Origin of the sequence: Falsiphaeobacter marinintestinus, assembly GCF_007923355.1 — a bacterium.
GTDB classification, from domain to species: domain Bacteria; phylum Pseudomonadota; class Alphaproteobacteria; order Rhodobacterales; family Rhodobacteraceae; genus Phaeobacter_A; species Phaeobacter_A marinintestinus.
Map to the genome: position 1 here is coordinate 234,467 of NZ_VOGO01000006.1, position 20,488 is coordinate 254,954.

Consider the following 20,488-nt stretch of genomic DNA (forward strand, 5'->3'; position numbering starts at 1 on the left):
CAAGACTGTCGGGGGCTGGGATGCCTCCGGCGGGAGTATTTTCAAAGAGAAGAAGGGCAGGGCAGTGAAAATCGAAGTCACGCGAGATGTTTTCAAACTGGCGCAGGCCTTTACGATTTCGCGCGGCTCGCGGACCGAAGCGAAAGTGTTGACGGTTCGGCTTACGCAGGATGGCATCACCGGCTGGGGCGAATGCGTGCCCTATGCCCGTTACGACGAAACGCTGGACAGTGTGACCGACGAGATCAGCGGCCTTCCCGAGGCGTTTGATCATGACAGCCTGCGCGATTTGCTGCCAGCGGGCGCGGCGCGCAATGCCGTGGATTGCGCCCTTTGGGATCTTGAGGCCAAGGCCGCAGGCAAGCGGGTTTGGGATCTGGTCGGGCTGCCCGCACCGGGGCCAGAAATCACGGCGTATACCTTGTCGCTGGATACGCCGGAGGCGATGCAGGCGCAGGCGGCATTGAACGCGTTTCGACCGCTTTTGAAGATCAAACTGGGCACACCCGACGACATGCCGCGGTTGGAAGCGGTGCGGGCGGGCGCGCCCGCGGCGCGGATCATCGTTGACGCAAACGAAGGATGGTCGGCCGAGGTATATGCCGATCTGGCGCCGCATCTTGTGCGATTGGGTGTTGATCTGGTGGAACAGCCCTTGCCCGCCGGTGAGGATGACGCCCTGCTGGGGATGGAGCGTCCGGTTCCGGTGTGTGCCGATGAAAGCTGTCATGATCGCGACAGCCTGCCGGGACTGAAAGGCAAGTACGATGTCATCAACATCAAGCTGGACAAGACCGGTGGTCTGACCGAGGCGCTGGCCTTGAAAGCAGCAGCTCAAGCCGAAGGTTATGGTATCATGGTTGGCTGCATGGTCGGCAGTTCTCTGGCGATGGCGCCGGCTGTTCTGTTGGCGCAGGGTGCGGCCGTGACAGACCTTGACGGGCCGCTTTTGTTGGCGGAAGACCGAACCAACGCTTTGACATTTGACGACCGGGGCGTTCATCCGCCAGCAGCCGCGCTGTGGGGATGACCCGGCCAGAGACAAGGAACTGACAGATGAGCCGCATTGTATACGTGAACGGTGAGTACCTGCCCGAGGAAGACGCAAAGATTTCGATCTTTGACCGCGGGTTCCTGATGGCGGATGGCGTTTATGAAGTGACCTCGGTTCTGGACGGCAAGCTGGTTGATTTTGAGGGCCACGCCGTTCGGCTGGAACGGTCATTGACTGAACTGGACATGGCCGCGCCGGCCACCAAGGACGAATTGCTGGCCATTCACCGCGAGTTGGTCGAGCGTAACGGGATTGTTGAAGGCATGATCTATCTGCAGGTCACGCGCGGCGCGCCCGGTGACCGCGATTTCGCCTTTCCTGACCCGGAAGAAACTCCGTCGACCCTGGTGCTGTTTACCCAGAACAAGCCGGGGCTGGCCGACAATCCGGCGGCGAAAAAGGGCATCAAGGTTATCTCGATCGAGGATATCCGCTGGGGTCGGCGCGACATCAAAACGGTACAGTTGCTGTACCCGTCGATGGGCAAGATGATGGCCAAGAAGGCCGGTGCAGACGATGCCTGGCTGGTCGAGGACGGGTTCGTGACCGAAGGCACCAGCAACAATGCCTATATCGTCAAGGGTCGCAAGATCATCACCCGCGCGCTTTCATCCGACATCCTGCATGGCATTACCCGCGCTGCGGTTCTGCGGTTCGCCAAAGAGGCGCAGATGGAAGTGGAAGAGCGCAACTTTACCATCGAAGAAGCGCAAGATGCCGATGAGGCGTTCATCACGTCTGCCAGCACGTTTGTGATGCCGGTGGTCGAGATTGACGGCGCGCAGATCGGGACCGGCACGCCGGGCGAAGTCGCGCCGCGCTTGCGCGAAATCTATCTGGAAGAAAGCCTGAAGGCGGCTGTCTGAGGCGCCTTCAAGACTGGCAGAATTCGGCTTGGGGTTACCCGAACCGGTAGCTTGATGCCGTGACGCCACCGAAAATGTCGGTCTGGTGATACACCCGAATGGCTGTGTCATGTTCTGCAGCACCGAGTGCCACGAACAGCGGGACAAGGTGATCTTCTTGTGCGTGACAATCGCGTGCGCTGGGGGCCTTTTCCCAGTCGAGCACCGTTTCGGTGCGCTGGTCCGGGGGCAAAGCCAGTGATTGGGTGAGCCAGTTGTCAAAGGCTGTCGACGGTGCTTTTGCCTGCGGGCCGAATTCGCGCAGGTTATGATAGCTGAGGCCGGATCCGATTATCAGGACACCCTCGTCGCGAAGCGGAGACAGCGTCTGACCCAAGGCAAAATGTTCGGCCGGATCATAGCTGTGCCGCATCGACACCTGAAACAGCGGCACATCAGCTTTTGGGTACATGACCGCCATCGGCACAAAGGTGCCGTGGTCGAACCCGCGGTCAGCGTCCTGCTGAACCGGCAGACCCGCGTCCCCGATCATCTGCGCAACGCGACCGGCGAGTGCAGGTGCGCCCGGGGCCGGGTACTGGATTTCGTACGTTTCGTGCGGAAAATTGTAATAATCGTACAACATCGGCGGGTGTGGCGAAGTCATGACCGAAAAGTCATTGGTTTCCCAATGGCCCGAGATCATCAGGATCGCTTTGGGCGTCTGACCGATCTCTTGCGGGATCCGGGCCAGAGAAGCAGCCAGTGGCTTAAGTTGCGCTGCCATGTTGGGGAGCCAGGGCCACGGACCGCCGCCATGTGAAATGAAGTAGGTGGGCAAACGATCAGGCATACGGCGCTCCGGTGGATTGGACGGTTTGTGACCCGCTCACCATAGTCCTGATAACTCAAGCACAGAAGTTGATAAGCCGAACAAATTCTGTGCGCCACTGCACCAAAAGATTAGCTTTTCTTGGTGACGTTTTCGTCAAATGCAACTTCGAAGGCGGCTTGTTTGTCTGCGCTGGCTTCGGTCTGATGTGCGGTTTTCCAGTCGTCATAGGGCATGCCGTAATAGATTTTGCGCGCCTCGTCCTTGCTTATCTCGATGCCTTGCTCAGCGGCGGCTTCCTGATACCAACGGCTCAGGCAGTTCCGGCAAAACCCGGCCAGATTCATCAGATCGATGTTCTGTACATCACGCCGATCCTCCATCAGGTGCTTTTGCAGGCGGCGGAAGGCGGCGGCTTGAAGTTCGATTTCGGTCTGTTGATCCATGATGGGCTCCGAGTGTTGGGGTGTGCTTTGTATGAGGCGTAGCAATCGCAGGCGATGGTTACAACAAACGGTGGTTTGTGTGGGTCGTTTTCGCCGTCACATCAGCCTCAAGGCCAGATAAGGCCCAAGGGCAAAGATGAACGTCATCACCTTGTACTGGGCAAGATAGCGGAAATAGGCGGCGCGCACATCTGCCGGTTCCATGCGGAACATGCGGCCGTGTATGCCGGTTACCCAATCCATCATCGTGACCATCGCGATGCTGGTAAAGGCCAGAAAGCCGATATTCAGTACGGTCATCCAACCAAAGAAGGTTGTCAACGTTTCTTGTGTCATGTGCTTCTCCTCGCGGGACCATCAGGAACCTGCACGTTTTATGCAAGGAGCGGGGGGCTTGGTGCAAGGTTTGCGGCTGGGTCGGGTCAGACGCCGCTGCGATCCAGCGCCTCTTGCAGCACCGGAGCCAGCCGTTCGGCCCAGGCCTTTTGTTCTGTATGGTCCGCGATCAGATCGTTTCGAAGTTCGATTAATAGATTGGGGCGTCCAAACGCGATGGCGTGTTTGTCGACGGCGTCGCCGGGCAGGTGGCCGGAATAGGGTTCATTGTCGCCAACTGTCAGGTCGCTGTCTGCGCTCAGGATATCAATGAAGGGTCGGGCCAGCCGGTCATCTTCGGCATAGAGCGCCCCAACTTCCCAAGGGCGGGGCGGACGTCCGCGCAACTGCCTTGTATAAGAATGGATCGACAGGATCACAGCATGCGGCAGGGCGGCCATGCGGGCCAGTTGTTCATGATAAGGCCGATAGCACAGGTTCAACCGGCGTTCGATCTCGGCGTCATCAGCATCGCGATTTCCGGGGATGATGGAGCCGTCATAGAGCTTCATCAGAAGTGTCGGATCATCTTCGCCCCGGTTCGGATCGATCACAAGGCGCGAGAAGTTCGACGCGATCACCGGGGCGTCCAGCAAAACACCAAGATGCTGCGCCACCCCGTATGATCCGGGATCAAAGGCGATGTGGCGTTCCATATCCTCGCGCGCCAGCCCCAGATCGCCGCTGTTCACCTGTGGCGGCACAGTGTTGGCGGCGTGATCACAGGTGATCAGCCAACGCGCGGGGCGGGTTTCGCCATGAATGAAAAACGGAGTATATGTCATATGCCTGCCACCAGTGTTGCGGCAGATATGTAGGGGAGTTGCCCGGGAATGGGAATTGGGCGATAAGCACCCAATGAAATTGTTTGCGGTAACATATCGCAATTCCGGAACATTGGAGAGAGCGGGACCATGCGACGTCTGAGAAATGTGAAAATTGTGGCGACTCTGGGCCCGGCCTCTGAGACCTATGACATGATCCGCGCCCTGCACGAGGCTGGCGCGGATGTCTTTCGCCTAAACATGAGCCACGGCACCCATGACGAGATTCGCGAAAAACACAGGATTATTCGCGAGGTTGAGCGCGATTTGGACAGCCCGATTGCCATTCTTGCCGATTTGCAAGGCCCCAAGCTGCGGGTTGGCAGCTTTGCAAATGGATCCGAAGAATTGGAAGACGGCGCAAGCTTCCGGCTGGATCTGGACACCGCTGAAGGCGATGCAACCCGCGTCTGCCTGCCTCACCCCGAGATTTTTGCGGCCCTCAAGATGGGGGCATCGCTGTTGGTCAACGATGGCAAGATTCGGCTGAAGGTCGAAGATTGCGGACCGGATTATGCCGAATGTACCGTGGTCGCAGGCGGCACCATTTCGAACCGCAAGGGCGTGAACGTGCCCGATGTCGTGTTGCCGCTGGCTGCGCTTAGCGAAAAGGATCGGGCCGATCTGGAAGTCGCTTGTCGCCTTGGCGTCGACTGGCTGGCGTTGTCCTTTGTTCAACGCCCTGAAGATGTGGCTGAGGCGCGCGAATTGGCGGATGGCCGGGCGGCGATTCTGGCCAAGATCGAAAAGCCCTCGGCGGTCGAACATTTCGATGAGATTCTGGAAGTATCTGACGGGATCATGGTTGCACGCGGGGATCTTGGGGTCGAGTTACCGCTTCAGCAGGTGCCGCCGATCCAGAAGCGTCTGATCCGCAAGTGTCGCTATGTGGCCAAGCCGGTGATCGTCGCGACCCAAATGTTGGAAAGCATGATCGAAAGCCCGGTTCCGACCCGCGCCGAAGTGTCGGACGTTGCGGCAGCAATCTATGAGGGCACGGACGCGATCATGCTGAGCGCGGAATCGGCCGCCGGCCAATTCCCGATCGAAGCAGTCCAGACCATGGACAAAGTCGCGATCGAGGTCGAAGCCGACCCGAATTATACCGGCATCATCGCCGCGTCTCGGGGTGGGCGGAAGCACGGCGTGGCCGACGCCATTGTCGGGGCGGCCCGCGAGATCGCCGAAACCACCGACATCAAAGCGATCTGTGTTTTCACGCAAAGCGGCACAACGGCGCTGCTGACCGCGCGTGAACGGCCCGGTGTGCCGATCATTGCAATGACCTCGTTGCGGGGCACGGCGCGCAGGCTCTGCCTGAGCTGGGGCTGCAATTGCGTGATGACAGAAGTGCTGGAGCGGTTCAAAAGCGCGGTGGTCAATGCGGCGCGTGCGGCGCGCTCGGGTGGGTTTGCTGTGGAAAGCGACCAGATTGTTGTTATGGCCGGTGTGCCGTTCAACATGCCAGGCACAACCAACATTCTTCGCGTTGCCCCTTGTGATGAACGTTTGATCTATAGCACGGATCCGGGTTAATCTTTTCGGCGCGATACTGACCTATCGTCTGTGGATTATTTAAAGGGTGGGAACGTGATGAATACGGATGTGCTCCTTATCGTGGGCTTGATACTGGGGGTGCTTTGCATTCCGGCAATCATGTCGGCCTTCAGTGAATCCCGCCCACCCCGCGCGCCCATATTCATCATCATCATTTCGGCCGCCATGGTGATCTATGCGGTGAAAACGCATCCAGGCGGGTACGAGATCAGCGACGTGCCGGATGTTTTTCTGAAAGTTGTTGGCAGCATCATCCCCTGATCGGTCCACTGTATGTGGCAAAGAAGCAGGGTTTGATGGCGGTGTTCGGACCGTCGGTCATGTTCGTTGGCCTGATACGGCGGTTTTCCCTTGCCTGTCCCGCCTATCTTTCGTATTGGGCGCCTCTATTCGTACGGCCGGCCGATCGAGGCATGCCGAGTCGTGCGTAACGAAATCGACTCAAGGAGACGAAAATGCCCAAGATGAAGACGAAGTCGAGCGCCAAGAAGCGCTTTAAGGTGACTGCCACCGGCAAGGTTATGGCTGGTCAGGCCGGCAAACGCCACGGCATGATCAAACGCACCAGAAAATTCATCCGTGATGCCCGCGGCACCACGACCCTTTCCGCCCCCGACGCCAAGATCGTCAAGGGCTTCATGCCCTACGACCGTTAAGAGGAGATTTAGATATGTCCCGCGTAAAAGGTGGAACCACAACTCACGCCCGTCACAAGAAGGTTATCAAGGCCGCCAAAGGTTACTATGGCCGCCGCAAGAATACCTTCAAGGTCGCCCGTCAGGCCGTTGACAAGGCAAACCAGTATGCAACCCGCGACCGCAAGAACCGCAAGCGGAATTTCCGCGCGCTGTGGATCCAGCGGATCAATGCTGCTGTACGCTCGCATGACGAAGCTCTGACATATTCGCGCTTCATCAATGGTCTGAACATGGCTGGCATCGAAGTGGACCGTAAGGTTCTGGCCGATCTGGCCGTGCATGAGCCCGAAGCATTCAGCGCTATTGTTGAGCAAGCCAAAGGCGCACTGGCCGCCTGATCCGGCACCAACTGCGAACAAGTAAGATGTAGAGAACCCCGCAGATAGCTGCGGGGTTTTCTTTTTTGAGGGTCACCTTGGGTGCCAGTCAGCATCATGCATCCGGAGATGGTTGGATCGGGCAGGCATTCTGCGGTGCAGGAACTCTCAGACCTGTTCGCCGCTCTCCGTCTGACAACTGGCTTGAAGAGTTCTGAGGCCACCCGTGTTCGACGTCGGCCACGACATCCTCACATCGAACCGAACTGCCCGATGGCGTAAGCTTGATTTGCAGGACGTGTCATGGCGTGTCTCGTGACACCGATGCGGCAGGGAAAACTCTGCCGGAAAAGGTCACGGGCTTGGCATTGTGGTTAAACCAGAAGCGCTCGGTTTCGGTGTCGCGCAGGCGCAGGCCTTCGGGCAGGTTCAGGGTGTCAACACCGGCCTTCGTGCAAGCCTGACGTAAAACCCGCCGCCAACCTTGATGGTCGAGCCAACCACCGACGTACTGAGTATTCATACCGGACATGGCAATCGCAGCACCATCCTGTGAAACCAGGTCAACCGTCGCGCTGCCTTCCAAGGCTTCCACATAATGCGTAACCGCGCCGTCGCCCTGCAGTGGGACGGGCATGTCCGGTCGCAGGCTTTCGACATAGGATACGGTTACGTCAATTCCGGGCAGCGCAGGTGGCAGTGGCACCGGAATGGACATGTCCTGATCCCGCGCCCCGCTTCTTGGCCCGACGACAACCTGTGCCCCGCTTTGCAACAACGCCTCTTTCAGGGCATCCGGCATGTGCATAAGCCCTGGCGCGGCGATCAGGCGATAGCCAGAGAAATCTGTGGTGTCCGGCGGCAGGATGTCGATGGATAAACCAAGAGTGCGCATCGCCTGATACACCTGAAAAACCAGTCCGAAATAGCTGAGCCCCTGCCCATGTGGCTGGACGGACCAGGCGAAATCGGCGTCGTAGTCGAATATCAGCGCGACCGACGTGCAAGACGCCCCGACCGCCGGGGCGCCAGAGATCTCTGACGCCAGTTGTCGGACCTCGTGCATTGCCGGGGCCTCGGCGTTGTCGGGTCGCAGCAACCCTGCATGCATCTGTTCCTGGGCCATCGGGGCTTGCCTCCAGCGGAAATAGCACACGGCTTCTGCACCATGAGCGAACGCTTCCCAGCTCCACAGCCGGACCATGCCGGGCAAGGGGGCGGGGTTATAGGGTGCCCAGTTGACCGGTCCCGGCTGTTGTTCCATCACCCACCAGCGGCCGCGGCCCACGGCGCGGTACAGGTCATGGTGAAAGGCCTGAAAATCGGGATCGCCCTGTCTGGCAAAGCGGCGTTGATGATCCGGTGTGGCCCCGACGCGATCTTCAAGAAAGCCCAGCGGATAGCTGTCCCAACTGGCAATATCCAGATCTGCCCCGACGGCGAAATGGTCAAAATCTGTGATCCGCCCCATGTAATTATGCGCGATGGGCGCATTTGTGCGCGCCCTCAGGATGTCTGTCTGAAGCCGGTTGAACCGAACCACCTGATCCGAACTGAAACGCCGAAAGGCCAGACTGTGCGCCGGGTTCGGTTCGGTCACTGTCAGGTTGGGTAGACCGATCTGGTCGAAGTCGTCGTATTTCATCGACCAGAACACATTGCCCCAGGCCCCGTTCAGTGCGTCGATGTCGCCGTCATTGCCGTCGCCCGGATACCGCGCCCGCAACCAAAGCCTGAAGGCTGATCGCGCGGCTTCGCTGTATGAGATCGTGGTGTCGTGGCAACCGTATTCGTTGTCGGTTTGCCAGGCTGCGACATGCGGGTTGCGGCCATAGCGTCTGGCCAGTGCGGTTACGATCCGGGCGCATTCCTGTTTATAGCCTTCGTGACTGAAACAGTAATGGCGGCGCGACCCGAATTTGCGGGGTCTGCCCTTGGGATCCATGGCCAACATGTCGGGATGACGATCCAGCATCCAGCGCGGTGGTGTCGCGGTGGGCGTGCCAAGAACCACACGCAATCCGGCAGCGCCAAGCGTTTCTATCGCGTCATCAAGCCATCCGAAGTCATAGGCTCCGGCGGTCGGTTCCAATTGTGACCATGCGAATTCACCGATGCGGACCCATGTCAGACCCAGATCGGCCATGCGGGTAGCATCGTCCTTCCAGGTGCTTTTGGGCCAGTGTTCGGGATAATAGCAGGTGCCAAGTGTACGTTTCATGAGGTCACAGACGGGTCCCTTCGATCACCCACATCGTTTCCGGAAAGCTCCACGGCAAGGTTAAACCGTGCTGCATCAGGTATTGCCCGCTCACCGTGATGGCGCCTGTTTTCAGGGCCGGATTGCCGCGCGACAGGGCGGGTGCGTCGTCCCGGTTGATCAGGTCGACCCGATAGTATGCGTCCGGCGACAGTTGGGTCAGAGGCAAAGGCCGGGGCGCGATCTGGCGTGAGGGTTCGGCCCGTCCTGCAAACACCACAAATCTGTCACCACCTTGCGCCAATTGCTGCTCGGCGATCACGGCAGGGTCCGGGCTGTCCAAGCGCAGAATATCGGCGTGGAGCATCCAGTCACGATTGGCTTTCCACCATCCCGTCACGCCCGTCAAAACCTCGGCTTCTTCATCGGTCAGTTCGCGCGGGTCCATTTCGAACCCCATATGCCTCTGCGCGGCCACCCAGGCGCGAAACCTGATATCCATCACCCGCCCCGAGGTATGACACCGCCGTGGTCCGACATGGCTACCGGTCACCGCCATGGGCAGGAAAAGCGCAGCATTGTGCTGTATCTTCAGACGTTCCAACGCGTCGTTGCTGTCTGACAGCCACACCCGGTGCGTTCGGGACAGAATGCCAAAGTCGATCCGCCCGCCGCCTGAAGCGCAGCTTTCGATTTCCACTTTCGGATATGCGGCGCGCAGACGGTCGATCAGGGCATAGGTCCCCTGTGTCTGGGTCGCGTCCGGCAGGGGCAGCACGCGGTTATGATCCCATTTGACATAATCGATCTCGTGGTCGCGCAGCACGGCAGAGATACGGTCAAACAAGAACTCGCAAACCTCGGGCAACGCCATGTTCAGCGCCATCTGATGCCGCCCGAGGATTTGGTCGGTGTCGCCGAGTGCCCAGTGCGGGTTGGCGCGATAGACGTCTGAATTCGGGTTGATCATCTCGGGTTCAAACCAGATGCCGAAGGTCATGCCCAGCTTGTGAACATGATCGATCAGCGGGGTCAGCCCGTCGGGGTATTTGCGCCGGTCGATATGCCAATCTGACAACGCCTGGGTGTCGTCGTCTCGTGTTCCAAACCAGCCGTCGTCCAGCACAAAGCGTTCTGCCCCCAGTTTGGCGGCCCGGTCAGCGATGTCTGTGAGGACTGGCAGGCTGTGATCAAAATAGACCGCTTCCCAGCAGTTATAGTGAACTGGTCGCGACCGTGCTGGGGTGGGAAACCGGACAATCTGGTCTCGCACATGCCGTTGAAAGGCCACGGCGCATCCGTTGAACCCAGCGTCCGAGAACACGGCGTACAGCGGCGCTGTTTCGAACCTCGTACTGGAAGCGTTTTCTAACCCAGTGGCGTGACCAAACTGAATTTGGCGGCGCCCGTCCGGCAGTTCTTCGGCGACCATGCGATGACCGCCAGACCAGCCATAGTGAAACGCATACGCGTCGCCGGCGGTGTTCGTCGCCCCTTTGCACGGGACAATCAGGCCGGGAAAATGTTCGTGCCCGGTGCGGCCGGTCCGGTTTTCACGAAGCCGGATACCCGGGGACCAGGGCGTGACATTCACCTGAAATTCGCCACACCAACGCCCGGAAAAATCGATCATCTCGTCCGAGTGCTGCGGAGCAGGAAAGACCGGCGCGGAAAGCCAATGCACGCGAACGGGGCGAGATGCCTCAAGCGTGGCCCGCGCTTCGATTACATGGGTTTTGGCGTTGATCAGGAACCGCGCCGAATAGGTCAGAGCAGCAGCGCTGTCCGTGTAGGTCAGGGTCAGCTGATCGTCTGTCTTCTGCGCCTCCGACAAACGGAAACGGGGCAGCAGCGGTGAGCCATTTGTGTCGTGCAGGACCATTCCGGGTTGGCCGGGAAAGGTGCGGGTGGCTTCGGGGCACACGGAGAGTTCAGGGTTGGCGTCCAGCATTCCGCCGGTCACGTCCAGATCGTGCGCCGCATAAAGCGTGGCCAGATCTTCGTCGTTGGGCAGCCGCGCCCCCCAATAGATCACCTCGGCAAGGCGGTCATGGCGGGATCCGAGCACAACCGTCTGACGCGCGTCGTCAAGCCGCCAGCATCGGATCATTTCACGGCCCCCAACGTCAGACCGGCGATAAAGTGGCGTTGCATCAGGAAGAACATCAAGACCGGCGGCAGGGCCGCCACAATGGACCCGGCTGACACCAGATGCCATGCCGCAACCCACTGGCCGTTCAATGAATAAAGGCCTGCAGTTATGGGCTGCGTGTCTGCGCCCTGCGTCAGCACGGTGGCCCAGAAATAGTCGTTCCAGATAAAGGTAAAGATCAGCACCGAAAGCGCGGCGATTGCCGGTTTCATCAGCGGAAGCACGACGTACCAGAAAATCTTGATTTCGCTGACGCCTTCGACCCGCGCCGCCTCGATCAGTTCAAACGGCATGGCCTTGATGAAATTGCGCATGAACAGGGTGCAAAAACCGGTCTGAAAGGCGATGTGAAACAGCGCCAGCCCGGCGGTGGTGTTGTAGATCCCCATGTTCAGCGTCAGGTCGCGGACGGGCACCATCAGGATTTGAAAGGGCACAAAGTTACCAGCGACGAACATGAAAAACACGATCAGATTGGCACGGAATTTATAGACTGCCAGCGCAAAGCCAGTCATGCAGCTTAATGCGACCGAGCCGATCACAGTCGGGATCGTCACCTTGAATGAGTTCAGGATATATTTGCCGATCGGCGTGTTTTCGAAGATCGCGGTATAGTTTGCCAACAGATTGAAGCTGGTCGGCCACCCCCAATAGTTGCCCGCTGTGATATCCCCCGCCGATCGTACCGAGGTCAGCGCGACTGCAATCAGTGGCAACAACCACAGGACCAGCGCAACCGGCAGCGCGATCTTATAGGCGATCTGGGTGCCAGAGGATGTCCTTGCTATCGGGGTCGGAAACACCTCAGTACCCTCTCTCGTCGCGGTACATCTTGTACAGGAAGACCGAGATATAGATCATCATGATGGCGAACAGCACGACCGCAATCGCGGCGCCGTAGCCCATCCGGAAGCCGTATTCGCTGAACGCTTGTTCATACATGTAAAAGGCAAGCACGCGGGAACTGCCCCAGGGGCCGCCATCGGTCATGATCGAAATCAGATCGAACGACCGCAAAGCGCCAATCACTGTCACCACAACCGCGATGAAGGTGGCGGGCTTGAGTTGCGGCAACACCACGTACCACAGCAACTTAAAGCCTTTCGCGTTGTCCAGCCGCGCCGCTTCGATCTGTTCGGGATCAACCGCGTTCAAACCGGTCAGATACAGGATCATGCAATAGGCTGTTTGCGGCCACAGGCCAGCGGCGATGATGCCGTAGGTTACCCAGGTTTCGTCAGCCAGAACTGGTATCGCCTCGAACCCGAGAGAGGTCAGAAAGATGTTCAGTAGCCCGTATTTGGGATCATAGAACCACGAAAAGACCAGACCGACCACAACCTGAGAAATGACAAAAGGGAAAAAGAACAAAGACTTATAAATGCGGATGCCGCGTACGGTTTGGTTCAGAAACAGGGCCACGAACAGGCCGGCAGGAATGGCCAGCATGTAAAGGACCAGCCAGAGGACGTTGTTTTTCAAAGAGGTGTAAAACGCCTCGTCGTCCATCAGTTCGACATAGTTGCCCGCGCCGACCCATTCGCGTTCACCCAAACCGTCCCAGGCATAAAAGCTGATGTTCACTGACTGGAAGATCGGAATGATCACGTACATCAGGAACATGAAGATTCCCGGTGCCAGGAAAAGCCATGGCGCAAGCCGTTGCTGGTTCTTCTTCCAATAGGCGGACACTGTTTTCCCTCTCAGGCAAGGCGCGCTGGTAGACCTGCCCCCGGATTTCGCCAGAGACAGGCCTGTTCAGGATTATTTGTAGACGCGGTTCCGGACTTTCTCGAGACGTTCAAGGATCTTGTCCAGACGTTCGGGCTTGACCATGAATTCCTGAAAGCCCTCCATTCCGGCTTTGGCCATCTCGGCGGGTGCGTCACGGTCAAAGAACTGCGCGATGCCGCCGTCGGTTGAGCTTAGCATTTCGTAACCGGCCTGCAGGAACTTGTCGTCGCCGACTGAGCTGTCTTTGTTGATCGGCAACTGTCCGAGCGTCATGTTGATCTCGGTCTGCACATCGGCGCGCGCCAGATAGGCCAGGAATTTCTTGGCGTCTTCCTTGTTCTTGGCGTTGGACGGAATGTGGATCGTGTCGGTTGGGGCCTCTTCGGCCAGTGGTACGTCAGGATTGATCACCGGGAATTGGAAGAACCCAAGCTGATCGTCAGTCAGGCCAGCCTCGCGCAAAGGTGCGACAGCGAAGTTGCCCATGACGTACATGGCGGCTTCACCCTGTACCATCGGTGCCAGTGCTTCCTGCCAGGAATAAGCAGCATGGTTGTCGAGGAAGAAACCGGCATCCAGAAGCTCTTTCCAGTTGGCCATGGTGGCCCTGACGCGATCATCGGTCCAAGGGATTTCACCCTTGGTCAGCGCCATGTGGAAATCATAGCCATTGGTGCGCAGGTTCAGATAGTCGAACACGCCGCCAGCGGTCCAAAGATACTTGGTGCCAATGGTGATCGGGGTGATGCCTGCGGCGGTCAGTTTGGCGCCGGCGGCCTTGAAGTCGTCCCAGTTTTTCGGGACGGCAATGCCGTTGGCCTCGAAGATGTCCTTACGATAGTACACACCCCACTGATAATACGTATAGGGCACGCCCCAGATCTGGCCATCGATGGTCATGGACCCTTCGGACGAGGCCAGCGTTTCGTGCAAGTTGTGTTCGTCCCAGACATCGTCAACAGGCTCGAACAGGCCGGCGTTGACATAGGGCAGCATCCGGTTGCCTGCATACCAGTTCGCCAGATCCGGGGCATCTGCGGTCAGAAAGTTGCGGATCGAGGTTTTGTATCCTTCGTGGTCAAACAGGTTCCAGGTGACCTCGACGTCGGGATTTTCGGCTTCAAAGCCTGCAATCAGGGCTTCGAATGCGGCTTTGGGGGCAGGGTCCGATGTATCCGTATTTATGACCAGCTCACCTGCAAAGAGCGGCGATGCAAGCAAAGTCGAAGCAGCGAACGCGGCCGCCAGGGTCTTGGTGCGATGGAACATGGTTTCCTCCCTTGATGTCCCTCTGATCCGCCGTCTCCGGCGGGGTTAACAAAAGTTCCAAATAATGGAACATGATATCAACTATTGAAAACAGTGCAGGACGCAGATACCTATGTCAACAGTTTCGCATTTCGGGGATTTTCAGGGCAGGGAGGGTCATTTCTGATGAATAAGCAGGCATCTGGCGATGGCACTGTCGGCAAAGCCCTGGATATCCTGGATATGGTGGCCGAAATCGGCCGCCCGGTTCGCTTTTCGGATTTGCTTGAGCAAAGCCCGCACCCCAAGGCCACGCTGTATCGGTTTCTTCAGACCCTGACGAACCAGGGCATGTTGAAATATGATGGCGAGCGTCAGACCTATTCGCTGGGTTTGCGTTTGGTCCGGTTGGCGCATCAGGCATGGGCGCAAAGTTCTCTGGCCCCTCTGGCGCGGCTGCATCTTGAGGCGCTTGCCGTCGAAACTGGCGAAACCATCCATCTTGCGCAGATGGAGAACGGACAGGTTCTGTTCATCGATAAATGCCGCAGCTCTAATCGGTTTGACACGCTGGCGCAGGCGGGTCGTATTGCCCCGGCGCATTGTACGGGCGTCGGAAAAGCAATTCTGGCGCACCTGACGCCAGAACGATTTGACCGCGCCATGTCGCATCAGACCTATCTGAAATTCACCTCGGCAACGCACGATACTGCAGACGGCGTGATGGCTGAATTCGACCAGATCCGCGCAGAAGGGGTGGCCTATGACCGCGAAGAGCATGAAGATGGCATCATTTCCATTGCCGCGCCCATTTTCACCCAAAGTGGTCGCGTGATCGGGGCCATATCGATTGTGTCGTCCACGTCGCGACGCTCGCTTGAGGACCTGACGGCCTTCAAACCGCAACTCATAGAAACTGCCGGAAAGATCGGGGCCGAAGCCTCGGCCTGGCAGTTCCCGTCCTGACTGATCGGAGAACCACATGTCTGGTGTCATCCTGAACCAAGTGATCAAACGGTATGGTGACGCTAAGGTTATCCATGGTGTTGATCTGGAAATCGAAGATGGTGAGTTCTGCGTTTTCGTTGGCCCGTCTGGCTGCGGCAAGTCCACGCTGTTGCGGATGGTGGCCGGTCTTGAAGAAACCTCGGCCGGTCAGATCAGCATCGGCGGTCGTGATGTAACCCGCGCGGACCCAGCAGATCGTGGGGTCGCAATGGTGTTTCAGACTTACGCGCTTTATCCGCATATGACCGTGGAAGAAAACATGGGTTTCGGCCTGAAGATGAACGGCATGCCCAAGGCCGAAGTGGCCCGGAAGGTCGGCAAGGCTGCCGAAATCCTTCAGCTTGGCCCGTATCTCAAACGCAAACCCAAAGCTTTGTCAGGCGGGCAACGCCAGCGCGTGGCCATTGGCCGTGCGATCGTCCGTGGACCCGAGGTGTTCTTGTTTGACGAACCGTTGTCGAACCTCGACGCGGAACTGCGTGTCGACATGCGTGTTGAAATCGCCCGACTACATAAGGAAATCGGGGCCACGATGATCTATGTGACCCATGATCAGGTCGAAGCGATGACGTTGGCAGACAAGATCGTTGTACTGCGTGCCGGCAAGATCGAACAGGTTGGCACCCCAATGCAATTGTATCAGAATCCCGGCAACAAGTTCGTGGCCGGATTCATCGGATCGCCCAGCATGAATTTCCTGAATGGCGTTGTGAAAGATGGCAAGGTCTGTGTCACTGCGTTGGACAACCGAATGGTGGAGAGCACAGTTGCCTTGCCTGCCGAGGGCCAGTCCGTCATCGTCGGCCTGCGGCCTCAAAACATCACGGTTCGGGAAGCGGAGTCGACGGTGAGCATTGAAATCCGCGAACGTTTGGGCGGCGTTGCTTATGATTACATGAGCACATCAACCAAAGAACGGATCGTGGTGGAAACGAAGGGGGATGAAGCGATCCCCATCGGCACAAATGTTGCGTTGGACTTCGACCCGGCATCGGCGATGGTCTTCGACGCCGAAACCGAAGCGCGCCTGAGGTAAGCTGCATTTTCCCGCAGCAGCAGATAAAATGGGAGAAAACGGTGCTGGGACTTAAACGAAACGGGGCGGTTACGGGGTGAACATTTCCCGATACTGGTCGCGCAGGATGTTCTTCTGAACTTTCCCCATGGTGTTGCGCGGCAGTTCGTCGATCAGGATCAGCTGGCGGGGGTGTTTGAACCGGGCCAGCGATGTGCGAACGGCTTGCATCATGCCGTCCAGATCCGGGGACTGACCGTTTTCAGGTACAATGATCCCCAGCACGGTCTCTCCAAAATCAGGATGCGGCACGCCGATCACGGCACTTTCCAGAACCCCGGGCTGGTCGTCCAGCACCAGTTCGATTTCCTTGGGATAGATATTGTACCCGCCCGAGATGATCAGATCCTTGTTTCGGCCAACAATCTGAACATAGCCGTCGTGGTCAGTTTTCCCAAGGTCGCCGGTTATGAAAAACCCGTCCGCCCGCAGCTCGGCCGCGGTTTTCTCGGGCATTTGCCAATAGCCTTTGAATACGTTCGGACCACGAACTTCGATCTGCCCGATCTCACCGGTCGGCAGTGTTTTACCCGTGTCGGGATCGGTGATCTTCAACTCGACGCCGGGCAACGGCAGCCCGACCGTGCCAGCGCGCCGATCACCGTCATAGGGGTTCGAGGTGTTCATGTTGGTTTCGGTCATGCCATAGCGTTCAAGGATGCGGTGTCCGGTCAGGGTTTCGAACTGAACATGGGTTTCTGCCAGAAGCGGGGCCGAGCCGGACACAAACAGGCGCATGTGCGCTGTCAGATCGCGGGTAAACCGGTCATCTGACAAAAGGCGGGTATAGAACGTCGGAACCCCCATCATCGTTGTCGTTTTCGGCATCCATTCGATGATCTGATCGACGTCGAATTTCGGCAGAAAGACCATGCTGCCGCCTGCGGCAAGCGTCACGTTTGAGGCCACGAACAGCCCATGGGTGTGAAAGATCGGCAGGGCGTGCAGCAGCACATCGGCATCGGTGAACCGCCATTCGTCCACCAGCGTTTGCGCATTGGACAAAAGGTTGGCTTGCGTCAGCATCGCGCCTTTTGAGCGCCCTGTGGTGCCTGACGTGTACAGAAAGGCCGCAAGATCATCGCCGGTCCGGTTAACAGTGTCGAACTGCGCGGGCATCGCGCGCGCCTGATCTATCAAGGTGCCGCTGCCATTGGCATCCAGCGTTTCGATCTGTGCACCCAGGCTTTGCGCGATCTGGGTCAGGCCAGACCGGCGGGCGGAATCGCAGATAATCAGGGCGGCGCCACTGTTTTCGATGAAATAGCTGAGCTCATCGACGGTATAGGCGGTGTTGAGCGGCAAAAAGACCAGCCCGGCCTGCGCGCAGGCGGCGTATATTGCCAGCGCTTCCGGGGATTTGTCGACCTGAACGGCAACACGGTCACCGGGTGCCAGCCCGATACGTGTCATCACATGGGCAATCCGGGCTCCCATCTCAAGAAACATCTCATGCGAGATCACTCGGCCGTCGGCAAGAAACAGGAATGGGGTCGATTTGCCCGAATGAACACCGAACAAGCCATCATAAAGGGGGTTCGACATAGGGCTACCTTTCTTGGCTTGAGGGGATATCGACCGTTGCCGCCAACGCCCTGACATCCGCCGAAGCGACGACTTCGCGCGTGGTGGCAAAGCTTTCGTGATTCTGTGAGATCCGGGAAAGATCATAGAGATAGTTCACCATCGTGCCGCCGGATTGGGCGCGACCCTTTTCCGACGTGTCAGCATCGGCGTGCACCGCATGGATGATGGCTCCGTTGCCCAGGTGAAACCGGGCGACCGGATCAAAGGGCAGCCCGTCCTGCGATTTTGCGGTCAGCAGGTAATGTGCGGCCAGGGCGGCCATGGAATCGGGTTTTTCGATGTCGGCGGTCAGATCCTGTTCCCGCATCCATCTGGTCAACTCAGGGATCGGGGACAGCGTGACAAAGGTTTCAAGACCGGGCAACTCTGCTGACAGGTCCGACGCGACCTGTTTGATCAGTGAATTGCCGAACGAGATGCTGGCCAGCCCGGCCTGACAGTTCGAGATGGAATAGAAGACGGCTGTATCCGCCTCGTTCCCGGACATGGCTTCGCGGTCTTCGGCCAAAAGCGCCTGCACAGACCCCGGAATACCCCGGATCAGAGCGACTTCGACAAAGATCAGGGGTTCATCCGGCATTGCCGGGTGGAAAAAGCCAAAGCAGCGCCGGTCGCTGGGTTCCAGGCGGCGGCGCAGGTCGTCCCAACTGTCGATGGCATGAACTGCTTCATAGGCGGTGATCTTTTCAAGGATATGCGCCGGGCTTTCCCAACTGATCGGACGCAGCACCAGAAAGCCGCGATTGAACCAGCTGGAAAACAGATGGCGGAAATCAAGGTCCAGCGCCTGCAGCTCTGGTTCACCCCGACCCAGCCGCAGCAGATCAGCCCGCATTTTCACGAGGGTTCCGGTGGCACCCGGAACATGGTTCAGTCTGCGGATCAATTCCTGACGGGCGGGTTCCACGGCTGCGGCGAAGGCACGATAGCTGGCTTTGGACGGGTTTTGTTCATACTCGTCCAATGTGGTCCGCACGGTTTCCGGGTCGATGTTCATCGCGGTCGCGATATTGCGGAAGAACTCCAGTTTTGCGTCGTCCTCCATCGCCTGAAACCGAGACAGGATTTCCTTGGCCAGCGCCAACCCCGAGGTTTCTCCGGCTGACCCGACCAACGCGGCGGCCAGATCTTCCAAAGGGCGTCCATCCCAGTTGGAATCAGATGTTTCGCGCCTGTATCGCCGCTCGAATACGGTCGAAAGAAGGTCAGCAAGCAAGGTCATATCGCGCCTCCCATCACCATGTTTGGCAGCCAAGTGGCCAGTCCGGGGAACATGCACAATAGAATAATGGCGATTATCATGCACGCCACATAGGGCAAAGACCCCATGAGGATTGTCTTCAGCGAAATATCGGGCGCGATGCCGTTGATGACATACAGGTTCAAACCGACGGGCGGTGAGATCAGGCCGATCTCCATGTTGATGGTCAGCACAACCGCGAACCAGATCGGATCGAACCCGGCGGTGGTGATGATCGGCAACAGGATCGGGGCGGCCATCAGGATCACCGCGACCGGCGGCAGGAAGAAGCCCGCGATCAGCAGGAATACGTTGACCGCGCCCATCAAAACCCAGCGGTTCACATCCAGCGTGCCGATCCATTCGGCAATCGACTGGGTGATGAAAAGCGAACTCAGCATGTAGGAAAACACACCCGCAGCCGCGATGATGAACAGGATCATCACCGATTCCTTGGTGCTGTCGCGCAATACCGCCCACAGATCAGCCGGGTTCCACAGCTTATAGATGACCATCGCGATGATCAGACACAAAAGCGCGCCAACAGCAGCCGTTTCCGAAGGAGTCGCGATGCCGCCATACATGGCGTAAAGCACACCAAGAATGATCAGCAGAAACGGGATCACGCGGGGCAGAATCTCGAACCGTTCGGCCCAGGTATAACTCCCCGACGCCAAAAGCTCGGCATCGCCGGATTTCCACGTTGAATACAGTGACCAGGCCATGAACAGGCCGACCAGCAACAGGCCGGGGATGACACCGGCCAGAAACAGACGTCCGATCGAGGTTTCGGTAGCGATGCCGTAAACGATCATGGTGACCGATGGCGGGATCAGGATGCCAAGTGTGCCGCCAGCCGCGATGGACCCGGCAGCGACCCCGTCAGGATACCCGCGTTTGCGCATCTCGGGGATGCCCATTTTACCAATTGCGGCGCAGGTGGCCGGGGATGACCCCGACATCGCCGCAAACAACGCGCAGGCGCCAAGGTTTGAAACGACCAGCCCGCCGGGAACGCGGGTCAGCCAGCGTTCCAGCGCTTCGTAGAGGTCAGCACCAGCGCGGGTTGAGGCGATGGACGACCCCATGATGATGAACATCGGGATCGACAACAGCGCGAAATTGTCCAGCTTTCCGAACAGGATTTCGGGCATCAGTTCCAGCGACCGCATCCCGTCAAACGCGATCAGGAACCCGGCCGACACAATCAGCAACCCGATGGCGACGGAGACGCCGGAAAACAGCACCATGATGGTGACAAGGGCAACCAGCCCTCCCAGTGTGAGCGGATCCATT

At 58.3% G+C, this 20,488-nt stretch carries 20 protein-coding genes; 8 read left to right on the top strand and 12 right to left on the bottom strand.

Going from position 1 to position 20,488, the window contains the following annotated elements; translation table 11 throughout:
* Positions 1-64 precede the first annotated feature (64 nt).
* Together dgcA and FOY56_RS14720 are read left to right on the top strand one after the other, a co-directional pair.
* Complete coding sequence (gene dgcA / locus FOY56_RS14715) at positions 65-1,030, top strand: N-acetyl-D-Glu racemase DgcA (protein WP_146346618.1); 966 nt, start codon at positions 65-67, stop codon at positions 1,028-1,030.
* A 26-nt stretch (positions 1,031-1,056) separates the two neighbouring features.
* Positions 1,057-1,920, top strand: coding sequence for a D-amino-acid transaminase (locus tag FOY56_RS14720; protein ID WP_146346619.1), 864 nt, complete (start codon positions 1,057-1,059; stop codon positions 1,918-1,920).
* A gap of 34 nt (positions 1,921-1,954) precedes the next feature.
* Here FOY56_RS14720 and FOY56_RS14725 read toward each other — a convergent pair whose 3' ends face one another.
* The 4 genes from FOY56_RS14725 to FOY56_RS14740 all read right to left on the bottom strand — a co-directional run bounded on the left by FOY56_RS14725 (position 1,955) and on the right by FOY56_RS14740 (position 4,337).
* On the bottom strand, positions 1,955-2,752 hold the full coding sequence (locus tag FOY56_RS14725; RefSeq protein WP_146346620.1) for a DODA-type extradiol aromatic ring-opening family dioxygenase: 798 nt from the start codon (positions 2,750-2,752) through the stop codon (positions 1,955-1,957).
* 110 nt (positions 2,753-2,862) lie between these two features.
* Complete coding sequence (locus tag FOY56_RS14730; protein WP_146346621.1) at positions 2,863-3,177, bottom strand: DUF1244 domain-containing protein; 315 nt, start codon at positions 3,175-3,177, stop codon at positions 2,863-2,865.
* Between the two features lie 96 nt (positions 3,178-3,273).
* On the bottom strand, positions 3,274-3,513 hold the full coding sequence (locus FOY56_RS14735) for a DUF6868 family protein (protein WP_146346622.1): 240 nt from the start codon (positions 3,511-3,513) through the stop codon (positions 3,274-3,276).
* An 86-nt stretch (positions 3,514-3,599) separates the two neighbouring features.
* Positions 3,600-4,337 carry an N-formylglutamate amidohydrolase gene (locus FOY56_RS14740; RefSeq protein ID WP_146346623.1) on the bottom strand — a complete coding sequence of 246 codons (738 nt, stop codon included), beginning with the start codon at positions 4,335-4,337 and terminating at the stop codon, positions 3,600-3,602.
* 129 nt (positions 4,338-4,466) lie between these two features.
* Between FOY56_RS14740 and pyk the strand changes: the two genes are divergently transcribed.
* The 4 genes from pyk to rplT all read left to right on the top strand — a co-directional run bounded on the left by pyk (position 4,467) and on the right by rplT (position 6,969).
* Positions 4,467-5,912 carry a pyruvate kinase gene (gene pyk, locus FOY56_RS14745; protein ID WP_146346624.1) on the top strand — a complete coding sequence of 482 codons (1,446 nt, stop codon included), beginning with the start codon at positions 4,467-4,469 and terminating at the stop codon, positions 5,910-5,912.
* A 57-nt stretch (positions 5,913-5,969) separates the two neighbouring features.
* Positions 5,970-6,194, top strand: a complete 225-nt coding sequence (locus tag FOY56_RS14750) for a hypothetical protein (protein WP_146346718.1) — start codon at positions 5,970-5,972, stop codon at positions 6,192-6,194.
* 194 nt (positions 6,195-6,388) lie between these two features.
* The gene (gene rpmI, locus FOY56_RS14755) at positions 6,389-6,589 is read left to right on the top strand and encodes a 50S ribosomal protein L35 (protein WP_027263382.1); all 201 of its coding nucleotides are present in this window, start codon (positions 6,389-6,391) and stop codon (positions 6,587-6,589) included.
* A gap of 14 nt (positions 6,590-6,603) precedes the next feature.
* Positions 6,604-6,969 (top strand): 50S ribosomal protein L20, encoded by a 366-nt coding sequence (gene rplT / locus FOY56_RS14760; RefSeq protein WP_146346625.1) that lies wholly within the window; start codon positions 6,604-6,606, stop codon positions 6,967-6,969.
* 280 nt (positions 6,970-7,249) lie between these two features.
* Here rplT and FOY56_RS14765 read toward each other — a convergent pair whose 3' ends face one another.
* From FOY56_RS14765 to FOY56_RS14785, 5 genes are all read right to left on the bottom strand, one after another.
* On the bottom strand, positions 7,250-9,169 hold the full coding sequence (locus tag FOY56_RS14765) for a beta-galactosidase (RefSeq protein WP_146346626.1): 1,920 nt from the start codon (positions 9,167-9,169) through the stop codon (positions 7,250-7,252).
* 4 nt (positions 9,170-9,173) lie between these two features.
* Positions 9,174-11,258 (bottom strand): alpha-galactosidase, encoded by a 2,085-nt coding sequence (locus FOY56_RS14770; RefSeq protein ID WP_146346627.1) that lies wholly within the window; start codon positions 11,256-11,258, stop codon positions 9,174-9,176.
* Positions 11,255-12,103, bottom strand: coding sequence for a carbohydrate ABC transporter permease (locus FOY56_RS14775; protein ID WP_146346628.1), 849 nt, complete (start codon positions 12,101-12,103; stop codon positions 11,255-11,257). The genes FOY56_RS14770 and FOY56_RS14775 overlap by 4 nt, the downstream gene beginning before the upstream one ends.
* A gap of 1 nt (position 12,104) precedes the next feature.
* A complete protein-coding gene (locus FOY56_RS14780; RefSeq protein WP_146346629.1) occupies positions 12,105-12,992 on the bottom strand; it encodes a carbohydrate ABC transporter permease in 888 nt (295 codons plus the stop codon).
* A 72-nt stretch (positions 12,993-13,064) separates the two neighbouring features.
* Entirely contained in the window at positions 13,065-14,303 is a 1,239-nt protein-coding gene (locus FOY56_RS14785) for an ABC transporter substrate-binding protein (RefSeq protein WP_146346630.1), read from the bottom strand.
* Between the two features lie 165 nt (positions 14,304-14,468).
* On the opposite strand from FOY56_RS14785, the gene FOY56_RS14790 reads away from it, so the two are divergent.
* Both FOY56_RS14790 and FOY56_RS14795 read left to right on the top strand, forming a co-directional pair.
* Positions 14,469-15,248, top strand: coding sequence for an IclR family transcriptional regulator (locus FOY56_RS14790; RefSeq protein ID WP_146346631.1), 780 nt, complete (start codon positions 14,469-14,471; stop codon positions 15,246-15,248).
* A gap of 16 nt (positions 15,249-15,264) precedes the next feature.
* A complete protein-coding gene (locus tag FOY56_RS14795) occupies positions 15,265-16,326 on the top strand; it encodes an ABC transporter ATP-binding protein (RefSeq protein WP_146346632.1) in 1,062 nt (353 codons plus the stop codon).
* Between the two features lie 69 nt (positions 16,327-16,395).
* On the opposite strand, the gene FOY56_RS14800 is transcribed toward FOY56_RS14795, so the two are convergent.
* Genes FOY56_RS14800 through FOY56_RS14810 form a run of 3 tightly spaced genes read right to left on the bottom strand, consistent with a single transcriptional unit; the run spans position 16,396 to position 20,487 of the window.
* Positions 16,396-17,910 (bottom strand): malonate--CoA ligase, encoded by a 1,515-nt coding sequence (locus FOY56_RS14800; RefSeq protein ID WP_146346633.1) that lies wholly within the window; start codon positions 17,908-17,910, stop codon positions 16,396-16,398.
* A gap of 4 nt (positions 17,911-17,914) precedes the next feature.
* Entirely contained in the window at positions 17,915-19,174 is a 1,260-nt protein-coding gene (locus FOY56_RS14805; RefSeq protein WP_146346634.1) for a malonyl-CoA decarboxylase, read from the bottom strand.
* Positions 19,171-20,487 (bottom strand): TRAP transporter large permease, encoded by a 1,317-nt coding sequence (locus FOY56_RS14810; protein WP_146346635.1) that lies wholly within the window; start codon positions 20,485-20,487, stop codon positions 19,171-19,173. The genes FOY56_RS14805 and FOY56_RS14810 overlap by 4 nt, the downstream gene beginning before the upstream one ends.
* Position 20,488: the final 1 nt, after the last annotated feature.